The sequence below is a fragment of the Mycoplana rhizolycopersici genome (assembly GCF_013378445.1).
Lineage (GTDB): Bacteria > Pseudomonadota > Alphaproteobacteria > Rhizobiales > Rhizobiaceae > Mycoplana > Mycoplana rhizolycopersici.
Genome location: NZ_JABXYK010000017.1, coordinates 1 through 23,265 on the forward strand (window position 1 = coordinate 1; position 23,265 = coordinate 23,265).

25 protein-coding genes are annotated in these 23,265 nt (G+C 62.4%); 9 read left to right on the forward strand and 16 right to left on the reverse strand.

Going from position 1 to position 23,265, the window contains the following annotated elements; genetic code table 11:
- On the reverse strand, positions 1–2,140 hold a 2,140-nt coding region (locus tag HV823_RS21450), incomplete at its 3' end, for an Ig-like domain-containing protein (RefSeq protein ID WP_210270895.1).
- Between the two features lie 433 nt (positions 2,141–2,573).
- Positions 2,574–3,506 (reverse strand): ribose-phosphate pyrophosphokinase, encoded by a 933-nt coding sequence (locus HV823_RS21455; protein ID WP_097142285.1) that lies wholly within the window; start codon positions 3,504–3,506, stop codon positions 2,574–2,576.
- 430 nt (positions 3,507–3,936) lie between these two features.
- On the opposite strand from HV823_RS21455, the gene HV823_RS21460 reads away from it, so the two are divergent.
- On the forward strand, positions 3,937–5,526 hold the full coding sequence (locus HV823_RS21460; protein WP_176951747.1) for a calcium-binding protein: 1,590 nt from the start codon (positions 3,937–3,939) through the stop codon (positions 5,524–5,526).
- A 178-nt stretch (positions 5,527–5,704) separates the two neighbouring features.
- Here the strand turns inward: HV823_RS21460 and HV823_RS21465 are convergent, their stop codons facing one another.
- From HV823_RS21465 to lgt, 6 genes are all read right to left on the reverse strand, one after another.
- Entirely contained in the window at positions 5,705–6,499 is a 795-nt protein-coding gene (locus HV823_RS21465) for a hypothetical protein (protein ID WP_176951748.1), read from the reverse strand.
- A gap of 109 nt (positions 6,500–6,608) precedes the next feature.
- Entirely contained in the window at positions 6,609–7,760 is a 1,152-nt protein-coding gene (locus HV823_RS21470; RefSeq protein ID WP_176951749.1) for a M24 family metallopeptidase, read from the reverse strand.
- A gap of 19 nt (positions 7,761–7,779) precedes the next feature.
- Positions 7,780–8,556, reverse strand: a complete 777-nt coding sequence (gene pgeF / locus HV823_RS21475; RefSeq protein WP_176951750.1) for a peptidoglycan editing factor PgeF — start codon at positions 8,554–8,556, stop codon at positions 7,780–7,782.
- A gap of 127 nt (positions 8,557–8,683) precedes the next feature.
- Entirely contained in the window at positions 8,684–8,878 is a 195-nt protein-coding gene (locus HV823_RS21480) for a hypothetical protein (RefSeq protein WP_176951751.1), read from the reverse strand.
- A 57-nt stretch (positions 8,879–8,935) separates the two neighbouring features.
- Positions 8,936–10,036 carry a class I SAM-dependent methyltransferase gene (locus tag HV823_RS21485; protein WP_176951752.1) on the reverse strand — a complete coding sequence of 367 codons (1,101 nt, stop codon included), beginning with the start codon at positions 10,034–10,036 and terminating at the stop codon, positions 8,936–8,938.
- 15 nt (positions 10,037–10,051) lie between these two features.
- The gene (gene lgt, locus HV823_RS21490; RefSeq protein ID WP_176951753.1) at positions 10,052–10,888 is read right to left on the reverse strand and encodes a prolipoprotein diacylglyceryl transferase; all 837 of its coding nucleotides are present in this window, start codon (positions 10,886–10,888) and stop codon (positions 10,052–10,054) included.
- A 202-nt stretch (positions 10,889–11,090) separates the two neighbouring features.
- Between lgt and HV823_RS21495 the strand changes: the two genes are divergently transcribed.
- The 4 genes from HV823_RS21495 (at position 11,091) to HV823_RS21510 (ending at position 13,516) form a co-directional block, all read left to right on the forward strand.
- On the forward strand, positions 11,091–11,351 hold the full coding sequence (locus HV823_RS21495) for an accessory factor UbiK family protein (protein WP_176951754.1): 261 nt from the start codon (positions 11,091–11,093) through the stop codon (positions 11,349–11,351).
- A 384-nt stretch (positions 11,352–11,735) separates the two neighbouring features.
- Positions 11,736–12,236: a type III secretion system chaperone family protein gene (locus tag HV823_RS21500; RefSeq protein ID WP_176951755.1), complete on the forward strand. Its 501-nt coding sequence runs from the start codon at positions 11,736–11,738 to the stop codon at positions 12,234–12,236.
- Positions 12,237–12,238: 2 nt separating this feature from the next.
- Positions 12,239–13,057 (forward strand): pyrroline-5-carboxylate reductase, encoded by an 819-nt coding sequence (gene proC, locus HV823_RS21505; RefSeq protein ID WP_176951756.1) that lies wholly within the window; start codon positions 12,239–12,241, stop codon positions 13,055–13,057.
- A gap of 117 nt (positions 13,058–13,174) precedes the next feature.
- Positions 13,175–13,516: a tRNA-binding protein gene (locus tag HV823_RS21510; RefSeq protein WP_176951757.1), complete on the forward strand. Its 342-nt coding sequence runs from the start codon at positions 13,175–13,177 to the stop codon at positions 13,514–13,516.
- Between the two features lie 192 nt (positions 13,517–13,708).
- Here HV823_RS21510 and HV823_RS21515 read toward each other — a convergent pair whose 3' ends face one another.
- The 3 genes from HV823_RS21515 to HV823_RS21525 are packed head-to-tail and all read right to left on the reverse strand — an operon-like array spanning position 13,709 to position 16,333.
- Positions 13,709–15,094, reverse strand: a complete 1,386-nt coding sequence (locus HV823_RS21515; protein WP_176951758.1) for an ATP-binding protein — start codon at positions 15,092–15,094, stop codon at positions 13,709–13,711.
- 34 nt (positions 15,095–15,128) lie between these two features.
- Positions 15,129–15,830, reverse strand: coding sequence for a response regulator (locus HV823_RS21520; protein WP_176951759.1), 702 nt, complete (start codon positions 15,828–15,830; stop codon positions 15,129–15,131).
- Positions 15,827–16,333 carry a MarR family winged helix-turn-helix transcriptional regulator gene (locus HV823_RS21525; protein WP_407071951.1) on the reverse strand — a complete coding sequence of 169 codons (507 nt, stop codon included), beginning with the start codon at positions 16,331–16,333 and terminating at the stop codon, positions 15,827–15,829. The genes HV823_RS21520 and HV823_RS21525 overlap by 4 nt, the downstream gene beginning before the upstream one ends.
- Before the next feature lie 261 nt (positions 16,334–16,594).
- On the opposite strand from HV823_RS21525, the gene HV823_RS21530 reads away from it, so the two are divergent.
- Positions 16,595–17,485: a branched-chain amino acid aminotransferase gene (locus HV823_RS21530; protein WP_176951821.1), complete on the forward strand. Its 891-nt coding sequence runs from the start codon at positions 16,595–16,597 to the stop codon at positions 17,483–17,485.
- Between the two features lie 55 nt (positions 17,486–17,540).
- Here HV823_RS21530 and HV823_RS21535 read toward each other — a convergent pair whose 3' ends face one another.
- Both HV823_RS21535 and hppD read right to left on the reverse strand, forming a co-directional pair.
- The gene (locus tag HV823_RS21535; protein WP_176951760.1) at positions 17,541–17,810 is read right to left on the reverse strand and encodes a hypothetical protein; all 270 of its coding nucleotides are present in this window, start codon (positions 17,808–17,810) and stop codon (positions 17,541–17,543) included.
- Positions 17,811–18,112: 302 nt separating this feature from the next.
- A complete protein-coding gene (gene hppD / locus HV823_RS21540; RefSeq protein ID WP_176951761.1) occupies positions 18,113–19,222 on the reverse strand; it encodes a 4-hydroxyphenylpyruvate dioxygenase in 1,110 nt (369 codons plus the stop codon).
- 130 nt (positions 19,223–19,352) lie between these two features.
- Here hppD and HV823_RS21545 point away from each other — a divergent pair, with 130 nt between their 5' ends.
- The 3 genes from HV823_RS21545 (at position 19,353) to HV823_RS21555 (ending at position 20,893) form a co-directional block, all read left to right on the forward strand.
- Positions 19,353–19,814 carry an Lrp/AsnC ligand binding domain-containing protein gene (locus tag HV823_RS21545; RefSeq protein ID WP_176951822.1) on the forward strand — a complete coding sequence of 154 codons (462 nt, stop codon included), beginning with the start codon at positions 19,353–19,355 and terminating at the stop codon, positions 19,812–19,814.
- Positions 19,815–19,969: 155 nt separating this feature from the next.
- Complete coding sequence (locus HV823_RS21550; RefSeq protein WP_176951762.1) at positions 19,970–20,143, forward strand: hypothetical protein; 174 nt, start codon at positions 19,970–19,972, stop codon at positions 20,141–20,143.
- Between the two features lie 108 nt (positions 20,144–20,251).
- Entirely contained in the window at positions 20,252–20,893 is a 642-nt protein-coding gene (locus HV823_RS21555) for an MBL fold metallo-hydrolase (protein WP_176951823.1), read from the forward strand.
- An 84-nt stretch (positions 20,894–20,977) separates the two neighbouring features.
- Here the strand turns inward: HV823_RS21555 and HV823_RS21560 are convergent, their stop codons facing one another.
- The 3 genes from HV823_RS21560 to HV823_RS21570 all read right to left on the reverse strand — a co-directional run bounded on the left by HV823_RS21560 (position 20,978) and on the right by HV823_RS21570 (position 23,082).
- A complete protein-coding gene (locus HV823_RS21560; protein WP_176951763.1) occupies positions 20,978–21,382 on the reverse strand; it encodes a BA14K family protein in 405 nt (134 codons plus the stop codon).
- Positions 21,383–21,513: 131 nt separating this feature from the next.
- Positions 21,514–21,729: a cold-shock protein gene (locus HV823_RS21565; RefSeq protein WP_176951764.1), complete on the reverse strand. Its 216-nt coding sequence runs from the start codon at positions 21,727–21,729 to the stop codon at positions 21,514–21,516.
- A gap of 453 nt (positions 21,730–22,182) precedes the next feature.
- Positions 22,183–23,082, reverse strand: a complete 900-nt coding sequence (locus HV823_RS21570; protein ID WP_176951765.1) for an EamA family transporter — start codon at positions 23,080–23,082, stop codon at positions 22,183–22,185.
- Positions 23,083–23,265: the final 183 nt, after the last annotated feature.

Genomic DNA, 23,265 nt, shown 5'->3' on the forward strand with positions numbered 1-23,265 from the left:
ACTTCACGCCAGCCAGCGTGTGCCCGTCCGCCTTGTCGGTGAAGCCGAAGTCGACGGCCTTGAATTTGTAGGCGCTGTCTTCCAGCAGACCGACCGTCTTGTCAGTACCCGAAGGAGCGTCGTTGACGGGCTTGATCGAAAAGCGGAACGCATTCGGCGTCGGATCGGTGTTGATCCCGCCATTGGCCGTTCCGCCATTGTCGATGACCTGGAAGGTGAAGGAGACGGTGGCATTGGCATTGGCAGCCGGCGTATAGACCAGCTTGCCGAGATCGGCTGCGGTGACGATCTGGCCGGCCTTGAGCGCCTTGCCGGACAGCGTCAGGCTTCCAGCGGACGGCAGCGTCGCGAATTTCACGCCTGCCAGCGCATGGCCGTCCGCCTTGTCGGTGAAGCCGAAGTCGGCAGTTTTGAAGGTATAGGTCCTGTCTTCGAGAAGATCGATCATGCGGTCCGTTCCGGACGGAGCGTCGTTGACCGGCGAAATCTCGAACCGGAAGGTCTTCGGCACGGGATCGATATTGTTGCTTGTCCCCTGGTCGATGACCTGAAAGGTGAAGCTGGCGATCCCGGAAGCGTCTGCCGCCGGCATGTAGACAAGCTTCGCGATGTCGCCATAAGCGATCCTCTCTCCCGCCGAAACCGACCGGCCTTCCAGCAGCAGCAGGCCGGGCGGAAGGCTGGTGACCTGCAACATCGCAAAGGATTGGCCGTCGGCGTCGCTGAAGCCGAAGTCGGAGGCTGTAAAGCCGTAAGGCTCGTCCTCCAGAACCACCACCGTCTTGTCCTTGCCGGTGGGGATGTCATCTACCGCGGTGACATCGAAGGTGATCGTGTTGGCCTCGTCGTCCTTGTTGCGAGATCCGTCCGAGCCATATGCGCCGGCATCGATGATCTTGAAGTCTATCGACGCATAATCTGTGCCGTGCTGATCCGGACCCGGCCGGTAGACGAGCAGGCCGATATCATCGGCATCGATGAACCGCCCCACGGCGACCTGCGCGCCGTCGAACAGAAGTGTCCCCTGCTCCGGCAGTGCGGTGATTTCGATTGCGGCCAGCCCATCGTTGTTTGCGTCCGAAAACTGGAAATCATCGGCTGCGAAGACATGCACTCCGTCTTCCAAAAGCGTGATCGTTGCGTCGAGGCCTTCCGGAGCATCCCCGACGTAGTCGACGGAAAGCTGGCGGACCTGCTTTGATCCACCGTCGCTGGTGAGAAATGCGATCGAGAAGTCGCCATCCGGCAGGGCGGTTACGGTGGCCGGCGTGGTGGTATGAAGGTCCGGCAGGGCTGCAATATCGAAGACCGCCCCGTCCAGGCTGCCATCTGCATTGATCCGCAGACCCTGCAGCACGGGCGTTTCGCCCTGGGGTGCCCGGGTCCAGGTAGCCAATATGTCGCCGTCACTCAGTTGCGTGAGGCTCAGAGTCATGTTTCGGACGGATGAGGGCAGGTCGAAAATGGAGGCGTTCGTCGCTTCGCCGGCGTGAAGATCGATGAACGTGACGAAAAGCTGGTTCGATTCCACATAGGCGGTCACACTCTCGCCCGGGCCGATAGGTGTTGCGATGGAAGCGTAATTCGTAACCCATAACCGCTCGAACGACAGCAATTGCAGCTGGGCATCGTAGTGATAGGCAAAATAGACACTATCGTAGCCCTCATAGTCGAAGCCCAGCAGGAAGACGCCGCCTTCACCGTCGGGAATTGCCGTGTATTCGTAGATGAACTGGGGCGCTACGACCGGGTCGCCGACGGGGTCGCCGACGCTGTCGACCATCTGCAACATCAAGCCGTCCCAATGCTCGTAGGAGGCGAGCCAGTTGCCGTTCGAAAGCGGGCTCAGGGAGGCATTGAGGAACGGGATCGCCCCGTTGTCGTCCTGGAACATCTCCACGTCGCCGACCGGCTGGCCGCTGGCATCGAGCACTTGCTGGAAGAGGCCGGCGCCCTTGTTTGCCGCCCACATCAGGACATAGCCGGTTTCGCCTTCACCCGGTTTCGGAATGAGCCACAGTCGCACCGGCGCGGCATTGACCTCCAATGTGAAGCGCTGACTGTCGCCGTCGGGGCCGAAGCCGTGGATGACGATGCTCGCTCCCGTCCCTGCCTGGGCCAGGACATGGCTGGCTGCCATCCGGAGATCCTGCTGAGGCGGGCCTTGTCAGAAGTGACGAAAGATCAAGAACGTCGACGGTTCCGCTGATGTGGCTCACGGCATATCCCTCGCCCAAGCGCGCGGCACACGGAGGCCCGTTCGCGCGAACGTTGTGCTCGCGCGTTAGATCCCTCGCGGATCGCGTCGGTTTGCTGCTAAATTCCCCGGGGCTAAATTATGACACAATTCAACGTTGCGCAATCGGCGCGCGCAATTTTCTTCTTGCGGGTTGTGCTCGATATGCTAGTGGCGCGGCGAATGTGATTCGGCGTGGTTGCATCGGGATGTGCCAATCGTGCCCGACCCGCCGCATGAAGTGGGGTGACGCGCAGGATTCGACGCGCGCAATTTTGCGGCGCCGATCAGTTGCAAGCCATCACTAATGGCGAGGATGCGAGCGCTGTGCCGCCGTTCAGTCGAACAGGCTGGAGACGGACTCTTCCGCTGCGGTCCGGTTGATGGCTTCACCAAGCAGGCCGGCGGTGGTGATGACGCGGATGTTGTGGGCGGACTGCACCGCCGTCGTCGGCTGGATCGAGTCGGTGATCACCAGTTCCTTGAGCTTGGACGAGGTGACGCGGGTGACGGCGCCGCCGGACAGGACACCGTGCGTGATATAGGCGGTGACGCTTGTTGCGCCGTTCTTCAGCAGGGCTTCTGCCGCGTTGCAGAGCGTGCCGCCGGAATCGACGATGTCGTCGATCAGCAGGCAGTCCTTGCCGGAGACATCGCCGATGACGTTCATGACCTCGGACTCACCCGGCCGGTCGCGGCGCTTGTCGACGATCGCCAGCAGACAGTCCAGCCGCTTGGCGAGCGCGCGGGCGCGTACCACGCCGCCGACGTCGGGCGAGACGACCATGACGTTCTTCAGGTCGTAATTGTCCTTCACGTCGCGGGCGAGGATCGGAATGGCGTAGAGATTGTCGGTGGGGATATCGAAGAAGCCCTGGATCTGGCCGGCATGCAGGTCGAGCGTGAGGACACGGTCGGCGCCGGCTTCGGTGATCAGGTTTGCAACCAGCTTGGCCGAGATCGGCGTGCGCGGACCGGGTTTGCGGTCCTGTCGGGCGTAGCCGAAGTAGGGGAGGACGGCGGTGATGCGGCGGGCGGAAGAGCGCCGCATCGCATCGATCATGATCAGGAGTTCCATCAGATGGTCGTTGGTGGGGAACGACGTCGACTGGACGACGAAGACATCCTCACCACGCACGTTTTCCTGGATCTCGACGAAGATCTCCTGGTCTGCGAAGCGGCGCACACTGGCGCGGCCTAGGGGGACATTGAGATAGTTGCAGATCGCTTCGGCCAGCAGCCGGTTCGAGTTGCCCGCGAAAACCTTCATCTATGGTCCGCCTGTTTGATGGCCTACGAGAATGCTGATGGGCTGCCTTTTAGCGTTCCCGGGCGTGAATGCAAGTCCCGTGCCGCAGGGTTTGCGCTCTTTCCTCCACCGTGTTGCTTGTCGGAATGCGCTCGCTGCGCCGGCAGACTGCGGTTAGCAGCCGGCAATGGACAGGATTGTGGCCTTCGGGCGGTGTCTCGCCGCAGCGCTACGGTGGTCCGTGCGTTGCAGCACTCGTGCCCACCGTAAGTCTTTCGGTCTAGTTTGTTTCGTTTCGTTCTCATGATTTTGGAGGCGTGGACAAAATTACAAAGTAAGAACAACATGATTGTGCGGCGAAATCTGTCATTTTTTTCACTACCTTCCGGCCATGGTCTCCCCATGCCGCGAAAACTCTTTGGAATACTTACGTCATTGCAAGGAGGATGAAATGGCAATGTTCGGGAAAGTGCACAATCTGGCTGTAAAGCTTGGAAAATCCGCCTACCACCATGCCCAGGAGCTCAAGTCGCTCGAATGGCTCTTGCTCATCGATCCTGTGGAACACGTGATCCTCGGAACGAGACGCAGCGACGTCCTTGCGACGAAGTCGGAAGGCGACATCGTGTTCGGTCTCGGCGCCGGCGACTGGCTGAGCAGCAGCCACAATCGCACCGCGCTCGTCGGCGGCAGCGGCGACGACAAGCTGAAGACGACGGTGGTGGTCCCTATGCAGGGCGACGATCCGGTCAAGGGGCTCGCCATACAGATGGGCGGGTCCGGCAGAGACAAACTCGAGGCGACAATTACTCTTCAAGGGGGATTGCTTACATTTCCGGAGCGTCAGCTTTCGGCAGAGATCCGGCAGGACGGGGGCAGGGGTGATGACATCATCAAGGCCACTGCGAACCTGGCACAGCCTATCGTCGCAGATTTCACGGCGAAAATTCATATTCTCGGCGGATCCGGCGACGACAAGATCGATGCGTTTGCGGATACGCGCGGCGCTCTCGGCGACCTCCTGGCGGAAAACTTTGTCGCTGGCGGCTCTGGCGACGACTACGTGAAGGCGCGTGCGGAGACCGAACTGGTGGGCTTTCTGGCCACAGCGCGTAACGTTCTCTACGGCGGGTCCGGTGACGATGTTCTCGATGCCACCGCGATAGGACGTTCCAACGTTACCACACTGGTGTCAAACTCGCTGCATGGCGGTCACGGGAACGACTTTCTGCGTGCCTACAATTATACGAACTCCAATTCGAAGGCCCCGGTCGGCGTCAATGAGCTGTGGGGCGGTCAGGGCAATGATCGGCTTGAAGTCGAGCAGATCGACACAGGCAATACCTTCACAGATGTAACGAGCAGATTGTATGGCGGGACGGGCAACGATCGTCTGAAGGCGGAAACGAGCGCGGGGAGCCAGCACGTCAAGGCGTTGAACCATCTTGACGGCGGAGACGGCAGGGACGTGCTGGAAGCTTCGCTCGATGTCCGCGGCGGTTCCTACGAGGTTGCGAATGTTCTTGTTGGCGGGTGGGGAGACGACCGCCTCGAGACCACGATTTCCGCCACTCCGGGGTTGTCGCCAACGGGCACGTCCAGCGTCGAAAACCGGCTCGACGGGGGCTGGGGCGACGATGTGCTGATTGCGACGGTGACTGCGGGCTCGCTCGGGTCGAGCTTCCTGAAGGGCGGCTTCGGCGACGACAAGCTGACCGTGGTCGGCGGCACCGGCAACGTGCTGGACGGCGGCGCCGGGCGGGACTGGCTGATCGGCGGGACCGGCGACGATCACATGATCGGCAGGGCGGGCGCGGACCGCTTCGTGTTCGCGCCGCAGAACGGGCACGACAAGGTCGACTTCGACAAGGGCTGGGACAAGATCGACCTAGAGGCCTTCGCCGCGGTCGGCATTCACGCCTTCACGGATCTGGACATCGATGTCGGCGGTGGCGACAGCATCGTTCGCTTCGATGCCGCAAACGACATCACCGTGGCCGGCGTGACCGATCTCAGCGCGGAGGATTTTCTGTTCGCGTGACCGGAGAGCGGCTGCATGGCGCATTCCAGTGGGGCAGGATTGCCTTGACAGGCATGTGCCACGCGGCGACCGCGTGAGGGATCGCAAGTCGCCTGCGTCGGGAAGGGGGGGCGGCTTGCGTCGGGAGGTGGCGTGGAGCTTCATACCGTGCTCTCATGCCGTGCTTCGAGCGGTTGTCTCAGCCGCCCGACTGACTCTTCCAGCTGACATATTCCTGGATCGTGCGCTGCGCGATCGCCTCCATCGTGGCGGCCGGCACTGCGGCCCAGGGGTCTTTTGCGGTGGCGTTCACGCTGTCCTGGCCCTGGATGCGATGAAGCCGGGCGCCGGAGCTGTCGAGCACGTCCCAGACATACACCACGTTGGTCTTGCCGCCGTCCTGCATGGCCGAGAAATATCCCTTCAGGATATATCGGCTGCTATTGTCGGAGGAACTCTTGATCGTCAGGCCGCTGGCACGGGCCTGCGCGCCGAGTTGGCGGGAGAGCGGAGTCACGGCTTCGACCGGCGCGCCGATGATGGGCAGGAAGCGGATGCTGTCGCCGCCGGCGGCCGGTGCGAGGGCGGCGGTCTCGGTCTGTTGGGTGGAAGGCTGCGGCTGGCGCTGACTGTTTTGGTCCTGGGGCTGCTGTGCGGCCAGCGACTGCTGTCCGCCCGGATCGATGACGGTGCCGCCAGCGCCGCTTGCGACCGGGTTTTGCTGGCTGCGCGAAAGGGCGTCGGCCTGCGCCTCCAGCGTCCCCGAGCCGGCTGCCTGGCCAGATCCTGCCGGCGAACCGGTCATCGCGGTCGCCTGTGTGTTTCCGACCGGTGGGTTTTCCGCACTCATCTGGTCGAGATCACGCTGGGTGACGGGCGGAGAGCGCATCGTGCCGCCGCCGACATCGACCTGCGGGGTGAGCGCATCCGTGCTGTTGCATCCCGCAAGGAGAAGAAGGCCGACCAGGGTGACCCGTTGCATCAACTCACGCATCCGTTTCCGTTCGCCGTTTGCGAAGTGCATCGTCCCTCCATTCCACGGACGGATTTATGCTGTGCGGTGCGGTAGCGTGTCAATTCCGGATTTGTCCGCCGGCGGGCGCTCATACCTCGATGAAATCGAGCCCGTAGCGCGACAGCGGCTTCGGAGCGTCCGGGGTAGTCAGGTAAGTCTGGCCCAGCGTCATGGCCGTTCCGGTGTCGGAATCCATGATGATCATGTGCACGAAGAGCGACATGTCGGGCAGGATTTCCTGTGGATTGCCGACGTGGAACATCTGATGCTCCATCCAGGACGGCGAGAAGCGAGCGCCTAGCGAATAGCCGCAGGCGTTCAGCCGGTGGCGGGCGAGGCCGCGCTCTTCCATGATCCGGGCGTGCGTTTCGAAGACGGTGCCGAAGGTGTTGCCGGGCCGCAGCACCATTTCGATGGACTGGATGGCTTCGCGGCAGGCGCTGTAGAGCTCGCGGTGACGGTTGGTGGCCTCGCCGATGATCACGGTGCGCATCATCGCGGCGTGATAATGCGCGCTCACGCCCGCCCATTCGAGGGTCAGCTGGTCGTTCGCATCGAGCCGGCGCCGCCCCGACTTGTAGCGGCAGAGGAGGGCGTCCGCGCCCGAGCCGATAATGAACTCGTTGGCCGGATAGTCGCCGCCGCCGGCCAGCACCGCACCCTGCATGGCCGCGAGGATCGCAGCCTCGTCACCGCCGGGCGCAATCAGGGGTAGCGCCGCTTCGAGCGCATCGTCGGCAAGGGCGGCGGCCTTCTCGACGTAGGCGATCTCTGCCGCGCTCTTGATGAGGCGCAGCCGGCTGACGACATGGGAGGCATCCACAAGCTCGCCGAAACTCTGGAGCTGGTTGTCGAGCAGCCGCGTATTCCTGCCCGTCAGGCCATGGGTGTCGTACTCCACGCCGATCCGGCAGCCGAGCAGGTCCATCTCGGAAAGCAGGTTTTTCAGGTCCATGGCCGGATCAGCATTGGCGCGGTCGACCCAGATTTCGATCTTCTCGATGTTCGAGGTCTGGCGCGCCTGCCTGAGATCCGCCGAGCGGGTGAGCAGCACCATGTCGCCGTCGGACTTCACCACCAGGCACTGGAAGAAGCAGTAGCCGAAGGTGTCGTAGCCGGTCAGCCAGTACATACTCTCCTGCGCGAAAAGCAGCATGGCGTCCAGCTTCTCCTCGCGCATCCTCGCCGTCAGGCGCTGCAGCCGGTTGGCATATTCCTCAGTGTCGAATTGCAGGGCCATGCTTCGCTCCCCGGTCTGCTCAGTCGTTGATCATGATCGCCGAAATCTGCCGTCCGTAGTCGGGTTCCTTGCGGTGGACGGTCCGGCGATAGGAGAAATAGTTCGCCGCTTCGGGATAGGTGCAGATGTCGAGATTTTCCGCCTTAACCCCGGCATCGGCCAGCCGCTTCAGTGTGAGCGCCGGCAGGTCGAACATGGAATGGCCGTCCCGTTCGGACCTTGAAAAGAATTCGCCGTAGCCGGGATTTGTTCCGATAAAGCGCTCGACGAACTCAGGCCCGACCTCGTAGTTGCGTCCGCTGATCGACGGGCCGAGGCAGGCGACGATGTTTTCCCGCGTCGCGCCAAGCGCTTCCATCGCATCGATGGTGTTTTCCAGTACGCCCGTAAGCGCGCCTTTCCAGCCGGCATGCGCTGCGCCGACGACGCGTGCTTCCGGGTCTGCAAAGAGGATCGGGCCGCAATCGGCGGTGAGGACGCCGATGACGAGGCCGGGGGTGGCCGTGACGAGCGCATCGGCCTGCGGACGTTCTCCGGCATAGGTGGTGTCCACCGTGAACACGTCCGGCGAATGGACCTGGTGGACGGTGGCGAGCCGGCCGTGATCGGCGCCGAACCACCGGCCGACCCGAGTGCGGTTTTCGACGACGCTTTCACGCTCGTCGTTGGAGCCGAGTCCGACGTTCAGGCCGGCATAGATCCCTTCGGAGACGCCGCCGGCGCGGGTGAAATAGCCGTGGCGGACACTTGCGCCGGCCGCGCTTTCGATCAGGGGACTCTGGACAGGGGAAAGCACGGCATCATCCTCATCGCTTCGATGCGGCCCCGCGAACGGGACCTCTGGCGGGCTGCGGACAAGGCGGTGTCCGATTCAAATCGCGGCGATGCTGATCGCCGGGGGCAAGGGTCAGGACCTATTAAATTCATTCATTCTGCGTGGCGGATTTCGCGTCTGGCCAGGAGGGGAGATGCAGGAAATGCCCATCATTTTCAGATCTTTCCGACGCTGTCCAGACGCGAAATCCGTCACGCCCGAAGGGTTGGGCTGCATGAGCCGCCTGATCGAAAGCAATGCTCGACAAGGCTGAAAGCCTTGCCTTGCGCTTGCTTTCTTCCATCCAATCTCATGCAGCCGAACAGAATGAATGAATTTAATAGGTCCTGACCGTAAGCTGTCAATCCGAAGGCCGGAACGGGGCGAGCGGCACATCGGCGCTGGCGACGGCGATCACCTTGAAGAGATCGCCCATGTTTCCGGCGCCCGATCCCGCCAGGCGCTCCACATCGGCGATGATCTGCCGTTGCAATTCCTCGTCGCGTCCGCGGCCGAGCGCGGATGCCCGGTCCGCCAGGCCGAGCCCCATGAGAAAGTCGCCCTGGTGCAGCGGGCCGTGAACGCGCAGGCCACTGTCGCGGGCAACGATCGACAGCCGTTCGAAATCGACGTGACTGGTCAGATCCGCCTGCCCGGGATGAGCCAGCGGTGGATCGAAGGCGTGCTGAAGGACGGCCTGCAGCGTGTCGCCGAAACCGGTCACGACGTAGCCGTAGTCGATGACGAGCGCGGCCCCCCCATGCGCGCGCAGTCGCTCGCAAATGGCCGCCATGACCGCTTCTCGCGCCGGGGCGATCTCGAAGATCGTGCCGGGTGGCTCCGTCTTGTGCCCCTTGGGCAAAAGGTCCGGATCGATGCCCGCTGTGCCCGCGGCAAACATCAGCTCGCCGTCCGCGTCAAGCCCAACCATGCGTTCGCGAAACCCGGTGGGAGTGCGGACGAATTGGCGGATCGGAATCGCATCGAACAGCTCGTTGGCGGCAAGCAGCAGGAAGCCGGGCGGCACTTCGTCGAAACTGTCGTGCCAGGAGACGCGCTGCGCGTGCTTTTCCAGCGTCTTCTTCTGCACGTCTCTCAGGCGCGGGCTGGTCTCCACCAGATGGAAGGTTGCCCCGTCGTAGAGCGCCGGTGCGAGCCTCGATACGACCCGCAGCATGTCGGCCATCATCGTGCCGCGGCCGGGTCCGATCTCGGCGAAGCGCACGGCCTGCGGCGAGCCGTGGCGCTGCCAGGCGTGCACCATGAAGACGCCGAGCATCTCCCCGAAGAGCTGGCTGATTTCCGGGGCGGTGATGAAGTCGCCTTCGGTGCCGAATGGTTCGCGCGTGCGATAGTAGCCGTGTTCCGGGTCGGCCAGGCACAGGGAGAAATAATCGGTGACGCTGATCGGCCCGTTGGTGCGGATCAGCGCCTTGATCTTCTGGGCGAGCGGGGTCGGCATGGCCGGTCTCCGGGTTCAGATCGCGGCACGACGGGCGCGCAGCATCGCCCAGATGCCAAGCGCCAGCATCGGCAGCGAAAGCAGCATGCCCATGGTGAGCCAGCCGCCGAAAAGGTAGCCGAGCTGCGCATCCGGCTCGCGGAAGAATTCCACGAAGATGCGGCTGATCGCATAGCCGGCGACGAACATGCCGGTCACGAAGCCCGGCCGCTTCAGCGCCTTGAAGGCGTAGACGGCGACGGCGAGCAGGCCAAGCAGGACGATGCCTTCCAGTGCGGCTTCGTAAAGCTGGCTCGGATGGCGGGCAAACGGGCCGGCATTCGGGAAGACGAAGGCCCAGGGTGCGCCGGACAGCCGGCCCCAGAGCTCACCGTTGACGAAGTTGGCGATACGGCCGAAGAAAAGCCCGATCGGCACGACGGCGGCGACGATGTCGAACAGGCTCCAGAGCGCAATCTTGTTCTTGCGGGCAAACAGGAACATGGCGATCGCCGTTCCGGTGAAGCCGCCATGAAAGGACATGCCGCCGTTCCAGATCTCGAAAGCGCGCAGCGGATTAGCTGCAATCGCGGCGAAATCGTAGAAGAGGATGTAGCCGATCCGGCCGCCGAGAATGACGCCGAGCGCTGCCCAGACGAGGAAGTCGTCGAGCTGGGCGACTGTCATCGGTGGCGTATCCCTGGTCCACAGATCGGCGCGCGTCACCAGCCGGCGGGCATAGAACCAGCCCAGCAGAATGCCGGCGACATAGGCTAGGCCGTACCAATGAACGGCGATGGGGCCGATGGAGAACGCGATCGGGTCGATATTCGGGAATGCCAGGACGGCAAGAAGTTCGGCAGCTGGGATCAAGGGTTTACGGTCCGGTTGACGTGCGCGGAACATGGCGTTCGCATGCGGCACGGTCAAGCCGCTTTCGCCGAAATGGTGGCAGACGCCCCAGCTTATGCAGGCGTGCGGGTGATTCCGCTTGCATACCGGCGCGCCAGCTCCTACCTCAGAAACGGATGCGGCTGCAGCCGCGAATTGAGACTTGAAGCCGAGGAGGCGCGCCATGACGACCGGAACCAGTCGAATTCTCGACGACTTCGCCAAGCTGATGACCGATGCCGCAGGGGCCGCCCAGGGCGTGCGGCAGGAGATGGAGACGGTGTTTCGCGCCCAGGCAGAGCGGTTCCTGAACGGCATGGATCTCGTCAAGCGCGAGGAATTCGAGGCGGTGCGCGAAATGGCCGTCAAGGCGCGCGACGAAAACGACGCGTTGCTGAAGCGCATCGAGGCGCTCGAGGCGCAGCTGGCAGCAAAGAAAAAGTAGTTCCGGCTTCTTCACTTACGTTACGGCAGGCCGGCGCGATACAGATCGCGCCGGCCTCTTTTTTTCGCAGAAATTTTGGGTCCTGTGGACATCATTAAAAAAGCCTTATCGCAGAGTCGTTTAAGGTCCCGGGCTGAATCGTTTTGGGAACCTCTGTCCACAACGCCGGCGATAAAATGCGCCCGGGGGGCTGGTCTGCGGACTCTGCCGTTATAGACTGATTTTAAATGATGATTCGAAACGGCGGCGCCAGCTTGGGGCAGGGTTAGTAAGTCAGGGTACTGGTCGCGCCGCGCAATCATTCAGTGTTGTTTCCGGGTAGGTTGCCGCGTTCGTGTGAGTGATCGCGAAGACGTTTGCCTTTCCGGGCCTAAAGGGTGACGCATGAACCTGATGGAATTGGATGTCGTACGCCAGTCGAACCCGGTCGACATGATCGAGTTCGTCGCTGCGAATAATGACTGGTCGTTCGAACGGTCGGGCGAAGACGAAATCGCGATGACGGTCGAAGGCAAGTGGGCTGACTACCACGTCTCCTTTTCCTGGATGGAAGAGTTCGAAGCGCTGCATCTCGCCTGCGCCTTTGACATCAAGGTGCCGGAAAGCCGTGTCAATGAAGTGATCAGGCTCCTGTCGCACGTCAACGGTCAGGTCCTGATGGGACATTTCGACCTGTGGCGGCACGAGGACGTGGTGATCTTCCGCCAGTCGCTCCTGCTCGCAGGCGGTGCGGAGCCGACGAACCGGCAGGTCGAGGTGCTGCTCTCCAGCGCGCTCGAAACATGCGAAGCGTACTTTCAGGCATTCCAGTTCGTCGTCTGGTCGGGTATGGAAGCGCAGGCCGCGGTCGACGCGGTCATGTTCGAGACAGTCGGAGTGGCGTAGTTATGAGTGTAGATGCAGCAGGCCCCATCGTTTTGGTCGGAGCTGGAAACATGGGCGGGGCCATGCTCTCGGGCTGGCTGAAGAGCGGCGTGCCCGGTTCTTCCTTTCTCGTTCTGGATCCCGGCCCGTCGCCGGCCATGCAGTCCCTTCTTGCCGAAAAAGGCGTGCGTCACGAGACGTCTGCGCCTGCCGGCGTCCAGGCATCGATCCTGTTCGTCGCGGTGAAGCCGCAGTTGATCGACGCCGTGCTTCCGCCGCTGAAGGGCCTCGTCGGTCCCGGCACCGTCGTCGTCTCGGTCGCCGCGGGCAAGACGCTCGCCAACCTGGAAGCGCATCTCGGCAAGGCGGGCATGGTTCGTGCAATGCCCAACACGCCGGCAATGGTCGGCCGGGGCGTTACCGGCGCTTATGCCAATGAGGGTGTAACCGCGGAGCAGCGCGCAGAGGTCGAAACGCTCCTGAAAGTCAGCGGCCCCGTCGAGTGGGTGGCGACGGAAGCCGATATCGACGCCGTGACCGCCGTTTCCGGCAGTGGACCGGCTTATGTCTTCTATCTCGTGGAGTGCATGGCTGAGGCGGGTCGCAAAGCTGGCCTGCCGGCGGACCTTGCCATGCGCCTCGCACGGGAAACTGTCTCGGGGGCTGGCGAACTTCTTCACCAGTCCCCCGATGACGCTTCGAAGCTGCGCCAGAACGTGACCTCTCCCGGCGGTACGACAGCAGCAGCGCTGTCCGTGCTGATGGCCGAGGACGGCATGCAGCCGCTGTTCGACCGGGCGATCGCCGCTGCCCGCAAACGCGCCGAAGAACTCGCCGGTTGACGCCGTACCGTCGAACCGGCTTCGACGGCTGCCCGTCCGTTCAATGAGTGTCGTCCCGCGCGCCTGACCGGCGAGGCGGGACGGATCCGTTTACCGTCTGCATTCGGGGAGCGCTCCATGTCCGATACCATCTCCTTTTCCGATTTCGAGCGGGTCGATATTCGTGTCGGCACGATTGTCGAGGCCTCCGAGTTTCCCGAGGCGCGCAAGCCGGCCTACAAGCTGACGATCGACTTCGGGCCGGAAATCGGGATCAAGAAGTCGTCCGCGCAGATCACAGTGCACTACGATGCCGATCGGCTGGTGGGGCGGCAGGTGCTGGGCGTGGTCAACTTTCCGCCGCGACAGATCGGGCCGGTTCGCTCCGAGGTGCTGACGCTCGGCTTTGCCGACGAGGCGGGCGAGATCGTGCTGGCTGCCACTGAGCGCCCGGTCCCGAACGGCGCGCGGCTCTGCTGACGGGCTGCTCAGGCTTCTGTTCTGAGATTTTTCACGGCGTTTTCTTCGATACGGCCACCTGAAATTGGCAGCTGCGATTGCTGTCTTGCGGACTGATGGGGCATCGCCAGCGGGCTGTGTGCTGTGCGCTCGATTTGCCCTCCGGAACGCCCCACCGCCGCAATATTGCGCCTGCTTTTGCGGCAAGCCTCTTCAAGCCGGAATGCGGATCGTGGCCCTGAGGCCGCCGAGCGGACTGTCGGAGAGTGTGACGTTGCCGCCGTGGCTGCGGGCGATGTCTCGGGCGATCGCCAGGCCGAGGCCGGTGCCGGACGAATCCAGATTGCGCGCCTCGTCAAGACGGAAGAACGGCTTGAACACGTCGTCGCGCGAACGCTCGGGAATGCCCGGGCCGTCATCGTCGACGACTATCGTCAGCCATTTGGCGCTGTGGCGGGCCTGGATGTCCACCTTGTTGGCGTAACGCAGCGCATTGGAGACGATGTTGCCGACCAGACGCGAGAAGGCGTTCGGCCGCACGAGCACCTCGTCCTCGCCCTCGATCGAGCTTGTCAGTTCCTTGCCGTTCAGTTCCGCCTCGATTTCAAACTTCTCGAACAGGTTCGTCAGGCGAAGCTGTCCCACGTCTTCCTCCGCTTCACCACGGGCGAAGGAAAGATAGCCCTCGAGCATGCTCTGCATGTCCTCGACGTCCTGGTTGAGGCCTTCGAGGTCGGGGTTCTTGCCAGCCAGCGCCAGTTGCAGCTTGAAGCGGGTCAGGATGGTGCGAAGGTCGTGGCTGACGCCTGTCAGCATCGCGGTGCGCTGCTCCATCTGGCGTTCGATCCGCTCGCGCATGAGCATGAAGGCGAGGCCGGCGCGGCGCACCTCGTCGGCGCCGCGCGGGGCAAAGTCCTCGGGCATCTTCTGCCCCTTGCCGAAACTTTCGGCCGCCTGCGCGAGCGTCAGGATCGGACGGATCTGGCCGCGCAGGAACAGGATCGAGATGGCGAGCAGCACCAGCGACGTGCCGACCATCCAGATCAGGAAGATATGGGTATTCGACGCATAGGTATGGTTGCGGCGGGCATAAACGCGCAGAATCCTGTCCTCGTCGACCTGGATACGGATCTCGACCAGATTGCTGTCGCCCAGCGTATCGATCCAGAACGGCAGCTTCACCTGGCGCGTGATCTGTTCGCTGAGGATGTTGTCAAGGATGTTGAAGAAGGGTTTCGGGCGCGGAGGGGGAAGCTGGTCGCCCCTTTCGATCGCGATGTTCAGGTTCAGCCGGTCGCGGGCGATGCGCATGATCTCCGCATCGGCGCCGTCATTCGGAAACGTGTCGATGAGGTCGATGAGCGCCGCGATATCGCGGGTGACGGCCATGGAGAGGCGCTCCGTCACGAGCTGCCAGTGGCGCTCCATGAAGACGAAGGCGACGACGGACTGCAGCAGCACCATCGGGATGATGATGATCAGCAGCGAGCGCGTGTAGAGGCCGGTCGGCAATTGCCGGCGCAGCCATTTCGCGACCCTGCGCCAGCCGCCCAGTGGCCGTCGCTCGATCTCGCGCTTGAACGTCTCGAAAGTCGTCATATCGGCGCTTCGCCTTCCGCCGCCATCCGGCGGTCTACTCTATACTCAGCCTGTAGCCGATGCCGCGAACCGTCTGAAGCCAGACGGGGTTGGTCGGGTCGTCCTCGATCTTGCGCCGCAGCCGGTTGATCTGCACGTCGATCGTCCGTTCGCCCACATCCGTCTCCTCGCCGATCAGTTCGTGGCGCGGGATGGTCTCGCCCGCCCGCAGCGAAAAGAGCAGCATGATCTCCTGCTCGCGGTCGGTCAGCCTGATGGGATCGCCGCCGCGCTTGAGCTCCTTGCGCACGATAGAAAAGGTGTATGGCCCGAACATGACCTGTTCGATCTTCGGGGCGGCGGGCTGTGCGTTGCGCTTGAGGATGTTGTTGACGCGCAGCACGAGTTCGCGCGGCTCGAACGGCTTTGCCAGATAGTCGTCGGCCCCCGCCTCGAGCCCCTCGATGCGTGCGGTGGTTTCCGTCAGCGCCGTCAGCATGATGATCGGGATGCTGCGGATGGCGCGCAGGCTCTGCGTCAGCTGCAGGCCGGTTTCGCCGGGCATCATCACGTCCATGACGATGAGGTCGAAATCGAGCCCCTGCAACTTGCGGCGCGCTTCGTCGGCATCGCCGGCCACGGTCACGCGGAAACCTTCACCGGTGAGGTAGCGGCTCAAAAGTTCGCGGATGCGTTTGTCGTCATCGACGATCAATAGATGCGCTGCGTCGTCGGATGGCCTGTCCATGGTCGTCATTGCCGTTCGTCCCGGTTAGCGTCGCGCGCATTCTGCATACCGGTCAGGAAGCGGGTGATCGCCCGGCGATCGTCCGCGCTCATGCCGTCGAAAGCGCGCTTGATGCGCTGATGCTGCGGTTCGGCCAGCGCCAGCGCCAGCTCGCGGCCGGCCCGCGTCGGGTAAAGCTTGCGCTGCCGGCGATCTTCGGGGCCTGCGAGTTGGCAAATATAGCCCGAGTCGATCAGCTGCTTCAAAACCCGCGCCAGGCTCTGCTTGGTAATCTTCAGCGTATCGAGCAGATCGGCCACTGTCAGTCCCGGTTCGCGGTTGACGAAATGCACGACGCGGTGATGCGCGCGGCCGAAGCCGCTGCGTTCAAGAATCGCGTCAGGGTCGGAAATGAAATCGCGATAGGCGAAGAAGAACCCCTCGATAATCTCGAAATCTATGCCGCCCTCGTCGGTCAAGGGCTGGTCGAAGAACTCGATCGCGCCCTTGCGTTCCGGTGTCTGTCGTACCACGCGGTCATTTCCTTTCATTGCATCGATACTCGGCGCAACATTCGCAAAAATACGTCAGCGTTATTGACATAATTTTACCTCCTTGTTACCCCATGTCCACAGCTTGCCGACGCAATCCCCATCGCATGCGCCAGGTGACGACGCCGGCGCCTGCCGGTATTCGGCCGTGTTGGCAAGGCAGTATCATGCCTGTGTCTGGTTTGACCGTATCGGGCGGAGAAATCAACATCAAGAACGGTCCTCAAGGGCCGGGAGGAGATCATCATGGCGGTTCCCTTTGATCAGCTGGAAGGGCAGATCTGGTTCAATGGCGAGTTCGTGGACTGGAAGGACGCCAAGATCCACGTCCTCACGCACGGGCTGCACTATGCAAGCGCGGTCTTCGAGGGCGAGCGCGCCTATGGCGGCCGCATCTTCAAGCTCACCGAGCACAATCGCCGCCTGCACCGCTCCGCCGAAGTCCTCGGCTTCAAGATCCCGTATTCGGTCGAGGAACTGGATGCGGCGAGCATCGAGCTTTTGAAGCGGCAGGGCTTCTCCGAAGCCTATGTGCGCCCGATCGCCTGGCGCGGTTCGGAAATGATGGGCGTCTCGGCACAGAGCAACCGCATCAACGTCGCCATCGCCATCTGGCAGTGGGGCAGCTATTTCAATCCGGCGGAAAAGCTGAAGGGCATCCGGCTCGATATCGCCGAGTACCGCCGCCCCGATCCGCGCACGGCCCCGTGCGAATCCAAGGCTGCCGGCCTCTACATGATCTGCACGATCTCCAAGCACGCCGCAGAGGCGAAGGGCTATGCCGATGCGATGATGCTGGACTATCGCGGCCAGGTGGCCGAGGCGACCGGCGCCAACATCTTCTTCGTCAAGGACGGCGTGCTGCATACGCCGACGCCGGACTGCTTCCTCAACGGGCTCACGCGCCAGACGGTGATCGAGCTGGCCAAGCGCCGCGGCTATCAGGTCGTCGAGCGGGCGATCATGCCCGAGGAGCTTTCGAGCTTCAGCGAATGCTTCCTGACGGGTTCGGCTGCGGAAGTGACGCCGGTTTCGGAGATCGGCCCCTACCGGTTCACGCCGGCGGCGATCACCGAGACGCTGATGAACGACTACATGAAGGAAGTCCAGCCGCTCGCGACCGCGGCGGAGTAACGGACAGATCATGGGAAAGGCGGCGTTCCATGCGCCGCCTTTCCCAAATGTGCGTTCAGGCCGATTTGCGGCCGAGCAGGCTTCCGGCGATCGCCTGCAGCACGCCGCCGCCGATCAGGCCGCCGATGCCGTTGGCGACGAGATTGGAAAGGCCGGCCTCACCGCCCAGCGCCTGCAGGAGCAGGCCTCCGCCGATGCCGCCGATCGCGCCGACGATGGTACGCACGATGACATTGGTCGCCTGCTGTTTGAGGACGGCTGCAACGGCATTGCCGCCGATGGCCCCGCTGATGAGCTGCGTGATGAGTGGCATCAAAGCTTCCATGTGCACTTCCCCCGATTAGGTCGTGCCGGAAGCGCGTCCACGCCGTCCGGCATCGAACACGTGAACCTGGCAGCTGCCGTCCCATGCGGCCGACTCGCCAGTCGCCGATACTTTCGGCATCTCTAAAGTGGTTGCAAATTGTGCAACTGTCAATTTCACCGGGAAGTTGGCCGAGGGAGCGGACGTTCAAGCCGTGCCGCGTGCGCCTAAGTCGGCATAGACGGGGTTCTTCTGTGCTGAAAAAGGAGCAGCCGCCCCTGAGGGCGGCGGCCGTGCTTGGCGGGAGGGACTGGGGAGTGCCGCTATTCGGCCGCGTCGTTGAAGACGCCGCGACGGATCTGGTCCTGCTCGATCGATTCGAACAGCGCCTTGAAGTTGCCTTCGCCGAAGCCTTCGTCGCCCTTGCGCTGGATGAACTCGAAGAAGATCGGCCCGATGACGGTCTTGGAGAAGATCTGCAGCAGGATCTTCGTCGTGCCGCCGTTCACCACGCCTTCGCCGTCAATCAGGATGCCGTGCTTCTTCAGCCGCTCGATCGGTTCCTCATGGTCGTGTACCCGCCCATGTGACGCCTCGTAATAAGTCTCCGGCGGGCCGGGCATGAATTTCAGGCCGTTTTCGGCAAGCTTGTCGGTGGCGTCGTAGATCGCGTCGGTGCCGACGGCGATGTGCTGGATGCCTTCGCCCTTGTACTTGCGCAGATACTCCTCGATCTGGCTCCTGTCGTCGGTTGATTCGTTCAGGGGAATGCGGATCTTGCCGCAGGGCGAGGTGATGGCGCGCGACACCAGCCCGCTCATCTTGCCGGCGATGTCGAAGAAGTGGATCTGCCGGAAATTGAAGAGTTCGCGGTAGAAGGCCCACCATTTGTCCATGTTTCCGCGGAAGACGTTGTGGGTCAGGTGGTCGAGATAGTAGAAGCCCACCCCCGCCGGCTTGGGATTGCGCTCCGCGACCCATTCGAACTCGGCGTCGTAGGCGGAACCCTTCTCGCCATAGCGATCGACGAAATAGAGGAGCGAGCCGCCGATGCCCACGATGGCGGGGACGTCGATACACTTGTCGGTGCCGGTATATTCCTCGGCGCCCATCGATACCGCGTGCTTCAGCGCATGCTGCGCATCGACGACGCGCCAGGCCATGGAAGGCGCGCAGGGACCGTGCTTTTCGACGAAGTGATCGGCAAAGGAGCCCTTCTCGGCATTCAGGATGTAGTTGATGTCCCCCTGCCGCCAGACGGAAATGTCCTTCGTCCGGTGGCGGGCGACTTCGCTATAGCCCATGCGGGCGAACAGTTCGCGGAGCTTTTCCGGTTCGGGATGTGCGAACTCGACGAATTCGAAGCCGTCGGTGCCGGCCGGATTTTCGGCCGTGATTTCAGCGGGTGGTGCATCGTGCGGGAAAGGTCCCATGGCTTGTCCTCCGTCAATTCCGTTACCCGATGCAAGTATGCGCCGAGATCGCCGCATGAAGTTTGCAAAGTGTGTGGGCAATCCGGTGGGAATGACGTATTCTTGCATGAATTAATCTCGCGGAGACGAAATCGTGCATCTTGACGCATTCGACCGGAAATTGCTGGCGCTCCTGCAGCAGGATGCGCGCCTGACGAACAACGAGCTCTCGGAGCGGATCAATCTCTCGGCCTCGCAATGCTCGCGGCGGAGGTCGCGCCTGGAGGGGGAGGGGATCATCCGTGCCTACCGGGCCGAACTTGACCGCGAGAAGCTCGATCTCGGCATCGTCATCATCGTCACGGTGACGCTGGCCACGCACAATCGCGACAATGCGCAGCGCTTCGCCCGCCTGATATCGAGCCTGCCGGAGGTTCTGGAGGCGTTCTCGCTGACGGGCGAGATGGACTACATCATCAAGGTGGTCGTGCCGAACCTGAAGGCGCTCTCGGCGTTCGTGAACGACGTGCTGCTGCCGCACGAATCCGTTTCGCACGTCAAGACGGCGATCGTGCTCGATACCTTGAAGGAGACCACGGCGCTGCCGGTGTAGCGGCCGCTTTCGGCGGTCGGTCTGGCATGAACGTTACAGACGGCGAATGAATTGTCCGCATCGAACGTGTACCTCTCGGAACAGAATGGCCGACATCGCCGTTGTAGGTTGCATTCGAGAAAGCGTTCATGCCTGAGAGGTAAGGGGACAGGTCGATGGAAAGCCAGATGATGGAGACGGGCTCGGTTGCGAGCCGCCTGCGGGCGGTGGTCTATACGTATTTTGCAGCAAATATCGCCGTCGCAGCCCTGCTGTTGACGACGGTGACATCCGACCCGGCGGCACAGGCCGGGCACATGCATTCCCAGGAAATCGCCAGCGCCAGATAGCCTCAGGCGTCGCCGCCCGACGCGGACTTGCGCATTGAAGAATGGAACCGGAGGCGTGGAACCTCTATATGCGTGGCAGCCACAAACTCACGCGAGGACACCATGGGCATGCTTCAGGCGGGCGTCATCCCCGTCACCCCTTTCCAGCAGAACTGCACGATCCTCTTCGACATGGATACCAAGGAAGGCGTGATCGTCGATCCCGGCGGTGACGTCGATGCGATCCTGGACGTCATCCGCAAGAACGGAATCACGCTGAAGGCGATCTGGCTGACACATGGTCACCTCGATCATGCGGGCGGCGCGAAGGAGCTGAAGGAAGCGCTGGGGCTCGACATCGTCGGGCCGCACAAGGACGATCTGCCGCTGCTACAGCGCATGGAGACGCAGGCGGAGAAGTTCGGCGTGGCCATGAAAGTGCAGAACGTCGTTCCCGATCGCTGGCTCGAGGATGGCGACCGGGTGTCCTTCGGCGAACACGAATTCGAGGTCTACCATACGCCCGGCCATGCGCCGGGGCATGTGATCTTCTTCAACCGGCAGCAGAACTTCGCCCATCTCGGCGACGTGCTCTTTCGCGGATCGGTCGGCCGGACCGACCTTCCGGGCGGCGACGAGAAGGTGCTGCTGGAATCGATCCGCACGAAGGTGCTTCCCCTCGGAGACGAGGTCGGCTTCATCTGCGGCCATGGTCCGGGCGGCCGGATCGGCGAGGAACGGCTGACCAATCCCTTTCTCAGGGGCATCTGATCGCCGGGTGAAAACGCCCGGGTGGAAAATGCGAAAGGCGGATGGGATCCATCCGCCTTCTTCAAGTCAGGCTGTCGACCGGTATCAGCCGGCGACGCAGAAATGTTCCAGCCCGTCATAGCCGACGAACGTGCCGCTGCGCGGATTGAACGAACGGTAGGTGCCCTCGCAGTAGCGGTACCATTCCGGGGTCCAGGGCTCGAAGGTGCGCACAGCGACCGGAGCCGGGCGATAGACGCGACGCTCCGGATAGTATTCGGGCTCGACATAGACGCGGCGCGGCGCGGCACGATAGTAGCCGCCGTCATTGGCAATCGCGCTGCCGACGATGACGCCGGTGACAAGGCCTGCGGCTCCCGCCGCCCAGGCGGCGTCGTTGTTGTGGTGATGACGGCGCCAGCGGTCGCCTGCTTCGGCGACGCCGAAGGAGGCTGCGGTGGTCGCAGCGACTGCGGCTGCCAGCACAATTGTCTTCAAGAACCTTTTCATTTCGCTCGTCCCTGACAAGGCCGACTATCGGCTTCCATGTCATCGAGAGTAGGGGCGGGCGCATGAATGTGCGCTGAACAAAAAAAACCCGGCAAGAATGCCGGGCCACAACAGTTCTTTTGCAGTGCGCCTTAGCCGGCGACCTGCAGATTGACCGCCTTCGGTCCCTTGCCGCGACGATCCGGCTCGGTCTCGAAGCTCACTTTCTGGTTTTCAGAAAGGCCGTTCAGGCCAGATGCCTGTACAGCGGAGATGTGTACGAAGATATCCGCACCACCATTGTCGGGCTTGATGAATCCGAAGCCCTTTTCGGTGTTGAAGAATTTTACGGTGCCAGTTTCGGCCATGCGTCAGGTCCTTTTCTCTCTGCCCGATATTGTGGCGGCGGGCAGCATTTCGATTTGCCCCGATAGGGGCGTGAGGCAGGCAGTTTCGATGTGAGGAAAGGGTCCTGTTTTACCGCAGCCAGCCAAGCGTCGTTCCAAAAGAACATATCAGCACGGCTGCCCGGATTTTCTCGCGTCTCCGGCGCGCTTTTATTCTAAGGTCTTCCCGTGTTCGCAAATTGCCCGAACGGACGAAGAGTGCTGTGTTTATCATGAATTGGCAAGCAAAAGTTTCATACTTCTGATATGTAGCCTCAATTTGGCCGATTTCCATCGCGCGCCGTAATAGTGTTGCAACATTCTGGCACAATCCCCAAGCAGCGCGGAAAAATATATTCGGATTGCCGCGCTATAAACGCAGATGATGAAGCATTGCGTGCCAGCGTTCATTTACATGTGTAATAACGGGGCGGTCTAAGCCGTCGCGGCCCCGCGTTCCTTGGCCTTGGAGAATTCCGGCACGAGTTCCGTCGCCAACATCGCCACGAAGATGATCGCGCAGCCGGCATACCCGGCCGCACCGATGCTGTCGCCCATGATGAGCACGCCGAAGATGGCAGCGAACAGGGCTTCGCTGGAAAGGAAGATCGCTGCCTGCGGCGCGGTCGTGTAGCGCTGGGCGACGTTCTGGCACATGAAGGCGAGGCCGCTGGAGAAGAAGCCGGAAAACAGGATCTCCGGCAGCGCTCCTCTGATCGCCGAAAGACTGATGGGCTCGATGGCCGCGGCTACGGTGCAGCCCAGGATCGCGCAGACGGCAAACTGGACCGCTGAAAGCGCCAGCGGACGTTGCGAGCGCCCGGCAAAGGTGCCGACGCAGATCATCTGCACCGACCACAGGAAGGCGCAGGCGATCGTGAGCATGTCGCCGACTGTCAGTCGCGAGAAGGCTCCACCGCTCAGCAGGAAGATGCCGACCGTCGCCATCAGAGCCGCCGGCCAGATCACCCAGTGGGGCTGCTTGCGCAGGACGAGCGTGGTCAGGATCGGCGTGAAGACGACGTACAGCCCCGTCAAAAAGCCGGAATTGGTAACCGTCGTGGTCAGCAGTCCGACCTGTTGGGTGGCAGCGGCGGCAAAGAGGGCGAGCCCCGTGGCGACAAAACCGAGCCAGTCGCCGCGCGTGGCCGGCTTGCTGACGCGTTTGTCTTCGGCCAGCGCAAAGGGAAGGGCCACGAAGGTGGCGACGGCGAATCGCAGGCCGATGAACCAGATCGGGCCCAGCGTTTCCATGGCGGTTGCTTGAGTGATGAATCCCGCGCCCCAGATGGCGCCTGTCAGCAGCAGAAGGAGATTCGCCTGAAGACGGGACACGACGGATCCTCGATTGTCGGGATTGATTTGCGCTTGCGGTTAGCATTTGCCTTCAAAACAGGCAAGCGGATGCCCGGATGCGTCGTTGTTGTTCAGTATTCTTGATAGATCGCGGATGTAACTTGCTGGCGCCTTGGAGGCCCATGCCAAGTACTACAAGGGAATTCGGAGGCCGGGACGGAT

Coding starts and splice junctions, on each gene's coding strand:
- HV823_RS21465 (WP_176951748.1), bottom strand. CDS start 6,499: ATGCGTGAGTTGATGCAACGGGTCACCCTGGTCGGCCTTCTTCTCCTT.
- HV823_RS21565 (WP_176951764.1), bottom strand. CDS start 21,729: ATGGCCGAAACTGGCACCGTAAAATTCTTCAACACCGAAAAGGGCTTC.
- HV823_RS21460 (WP_176951747.1), top strand. CDS start 3,937: ATGGCAATGTTCGGGAAAGTGCACAATCTGGCTGTAAAGCTTGGAAAA.
- HV823_RS21515 (WP_176951758.1), bottom strand. CDS start 15,094: ATGACGACTTTCGAGACGTTCAAGCGCGAGATCGAGCGACGGCCACTG.
- HV823_RS21500 (WP_176951755.1), top strand. CDS start 11,736: ATGAACCTGATGGAATTGGATGTCGTACGCCAGTCGAACCCGGTCGAC.
- HV823_RS21485 (WP_176951752.1), bottom strand. CDS start 10,036: ATGCCGACCCCGCTCGCCCAGAAGATCAAGGCGCTGATCCGCACCAAC.
- HV823_RS21455 (WP_097142285.1), bottom strand. CDS start 3,506: ATGAAGGTTTTCGCGGGCAACTCGAACCGGCTGCTGGCCGAAGCGATC.
- HV823_RS21510 (WP_176951757.1), top strand. CDS start 13,175: ATGTCCGATACCATCTCCTTTTCCGATTTCGAGCGGGTCGATATTCGT.
- HV823_RS21555 (WP_176951823.1), top strand. CDS start 20,252: ATGCTTCAGGCGGGCGTCATCCCCGTCACCCCTTTCCAGCAGAACTGC.
- HV823_RS21470 (WP_176951749.1), bottom strand. CDS start 7,760: ATGGCCCTGCAATTCGACACTGAGGAATATGCCAACCGGCTGCAGCGC.
- HV823_RS21480 (WP_176951751.1), bottom strand. CDS start 8,878: ATGGAAGAAAGCAAGCGCAAGGCAAGGCTTTCAGCCTTGTCGAGCATT.
- HV823_RS21550 (WP_176951762.1), top strand. CDS start 19,970: ATGGAAAGCCAGATGATGGAGACGGGCTCGGTTGCGAGCCGCCTGCGG.
- hppD (WP_176951761.1), bottom strand. CDS start 19,222: ATGGGACCTTTCCCGCACGATGCACCACCCGCTGAAATCACGGCCGAA.
- HV823_RS21495 (WP_176951754.1), top strand. CDS start 11,091: ATGACGACCGGAACCAGTCGAATTCTCGACGACTTCGCCAAGCTGATG.
- HV823_RS21560 (WP_176951763.1), bottom strand. CDS start 21,382: ATGAAAAGGTTCTTGAAGACAATTGTGCTGGCAGCCGCAGTCGCTGCG.
- proC (WP_176951756.1), top strand. CDS start 12,239: ATGAGTGTAGATGCAGCAGGCCCCATCGTTTTGGTCGGAGCTGGAAAC.
- HV823_RS21520 (WP_176951759.1), bottom strand. CDS start 15,830: ATGACGACCATGGACAGGCCATCCGACGACGCAGCGCATCTATTGATC.
- HV823_RS21535 (WP_176951760.1), bottom strand. CDS start 17,810: ATGGAAGCTTTGATGCCACTCATCACGCAGCTCATCAGCGGGGCCATC.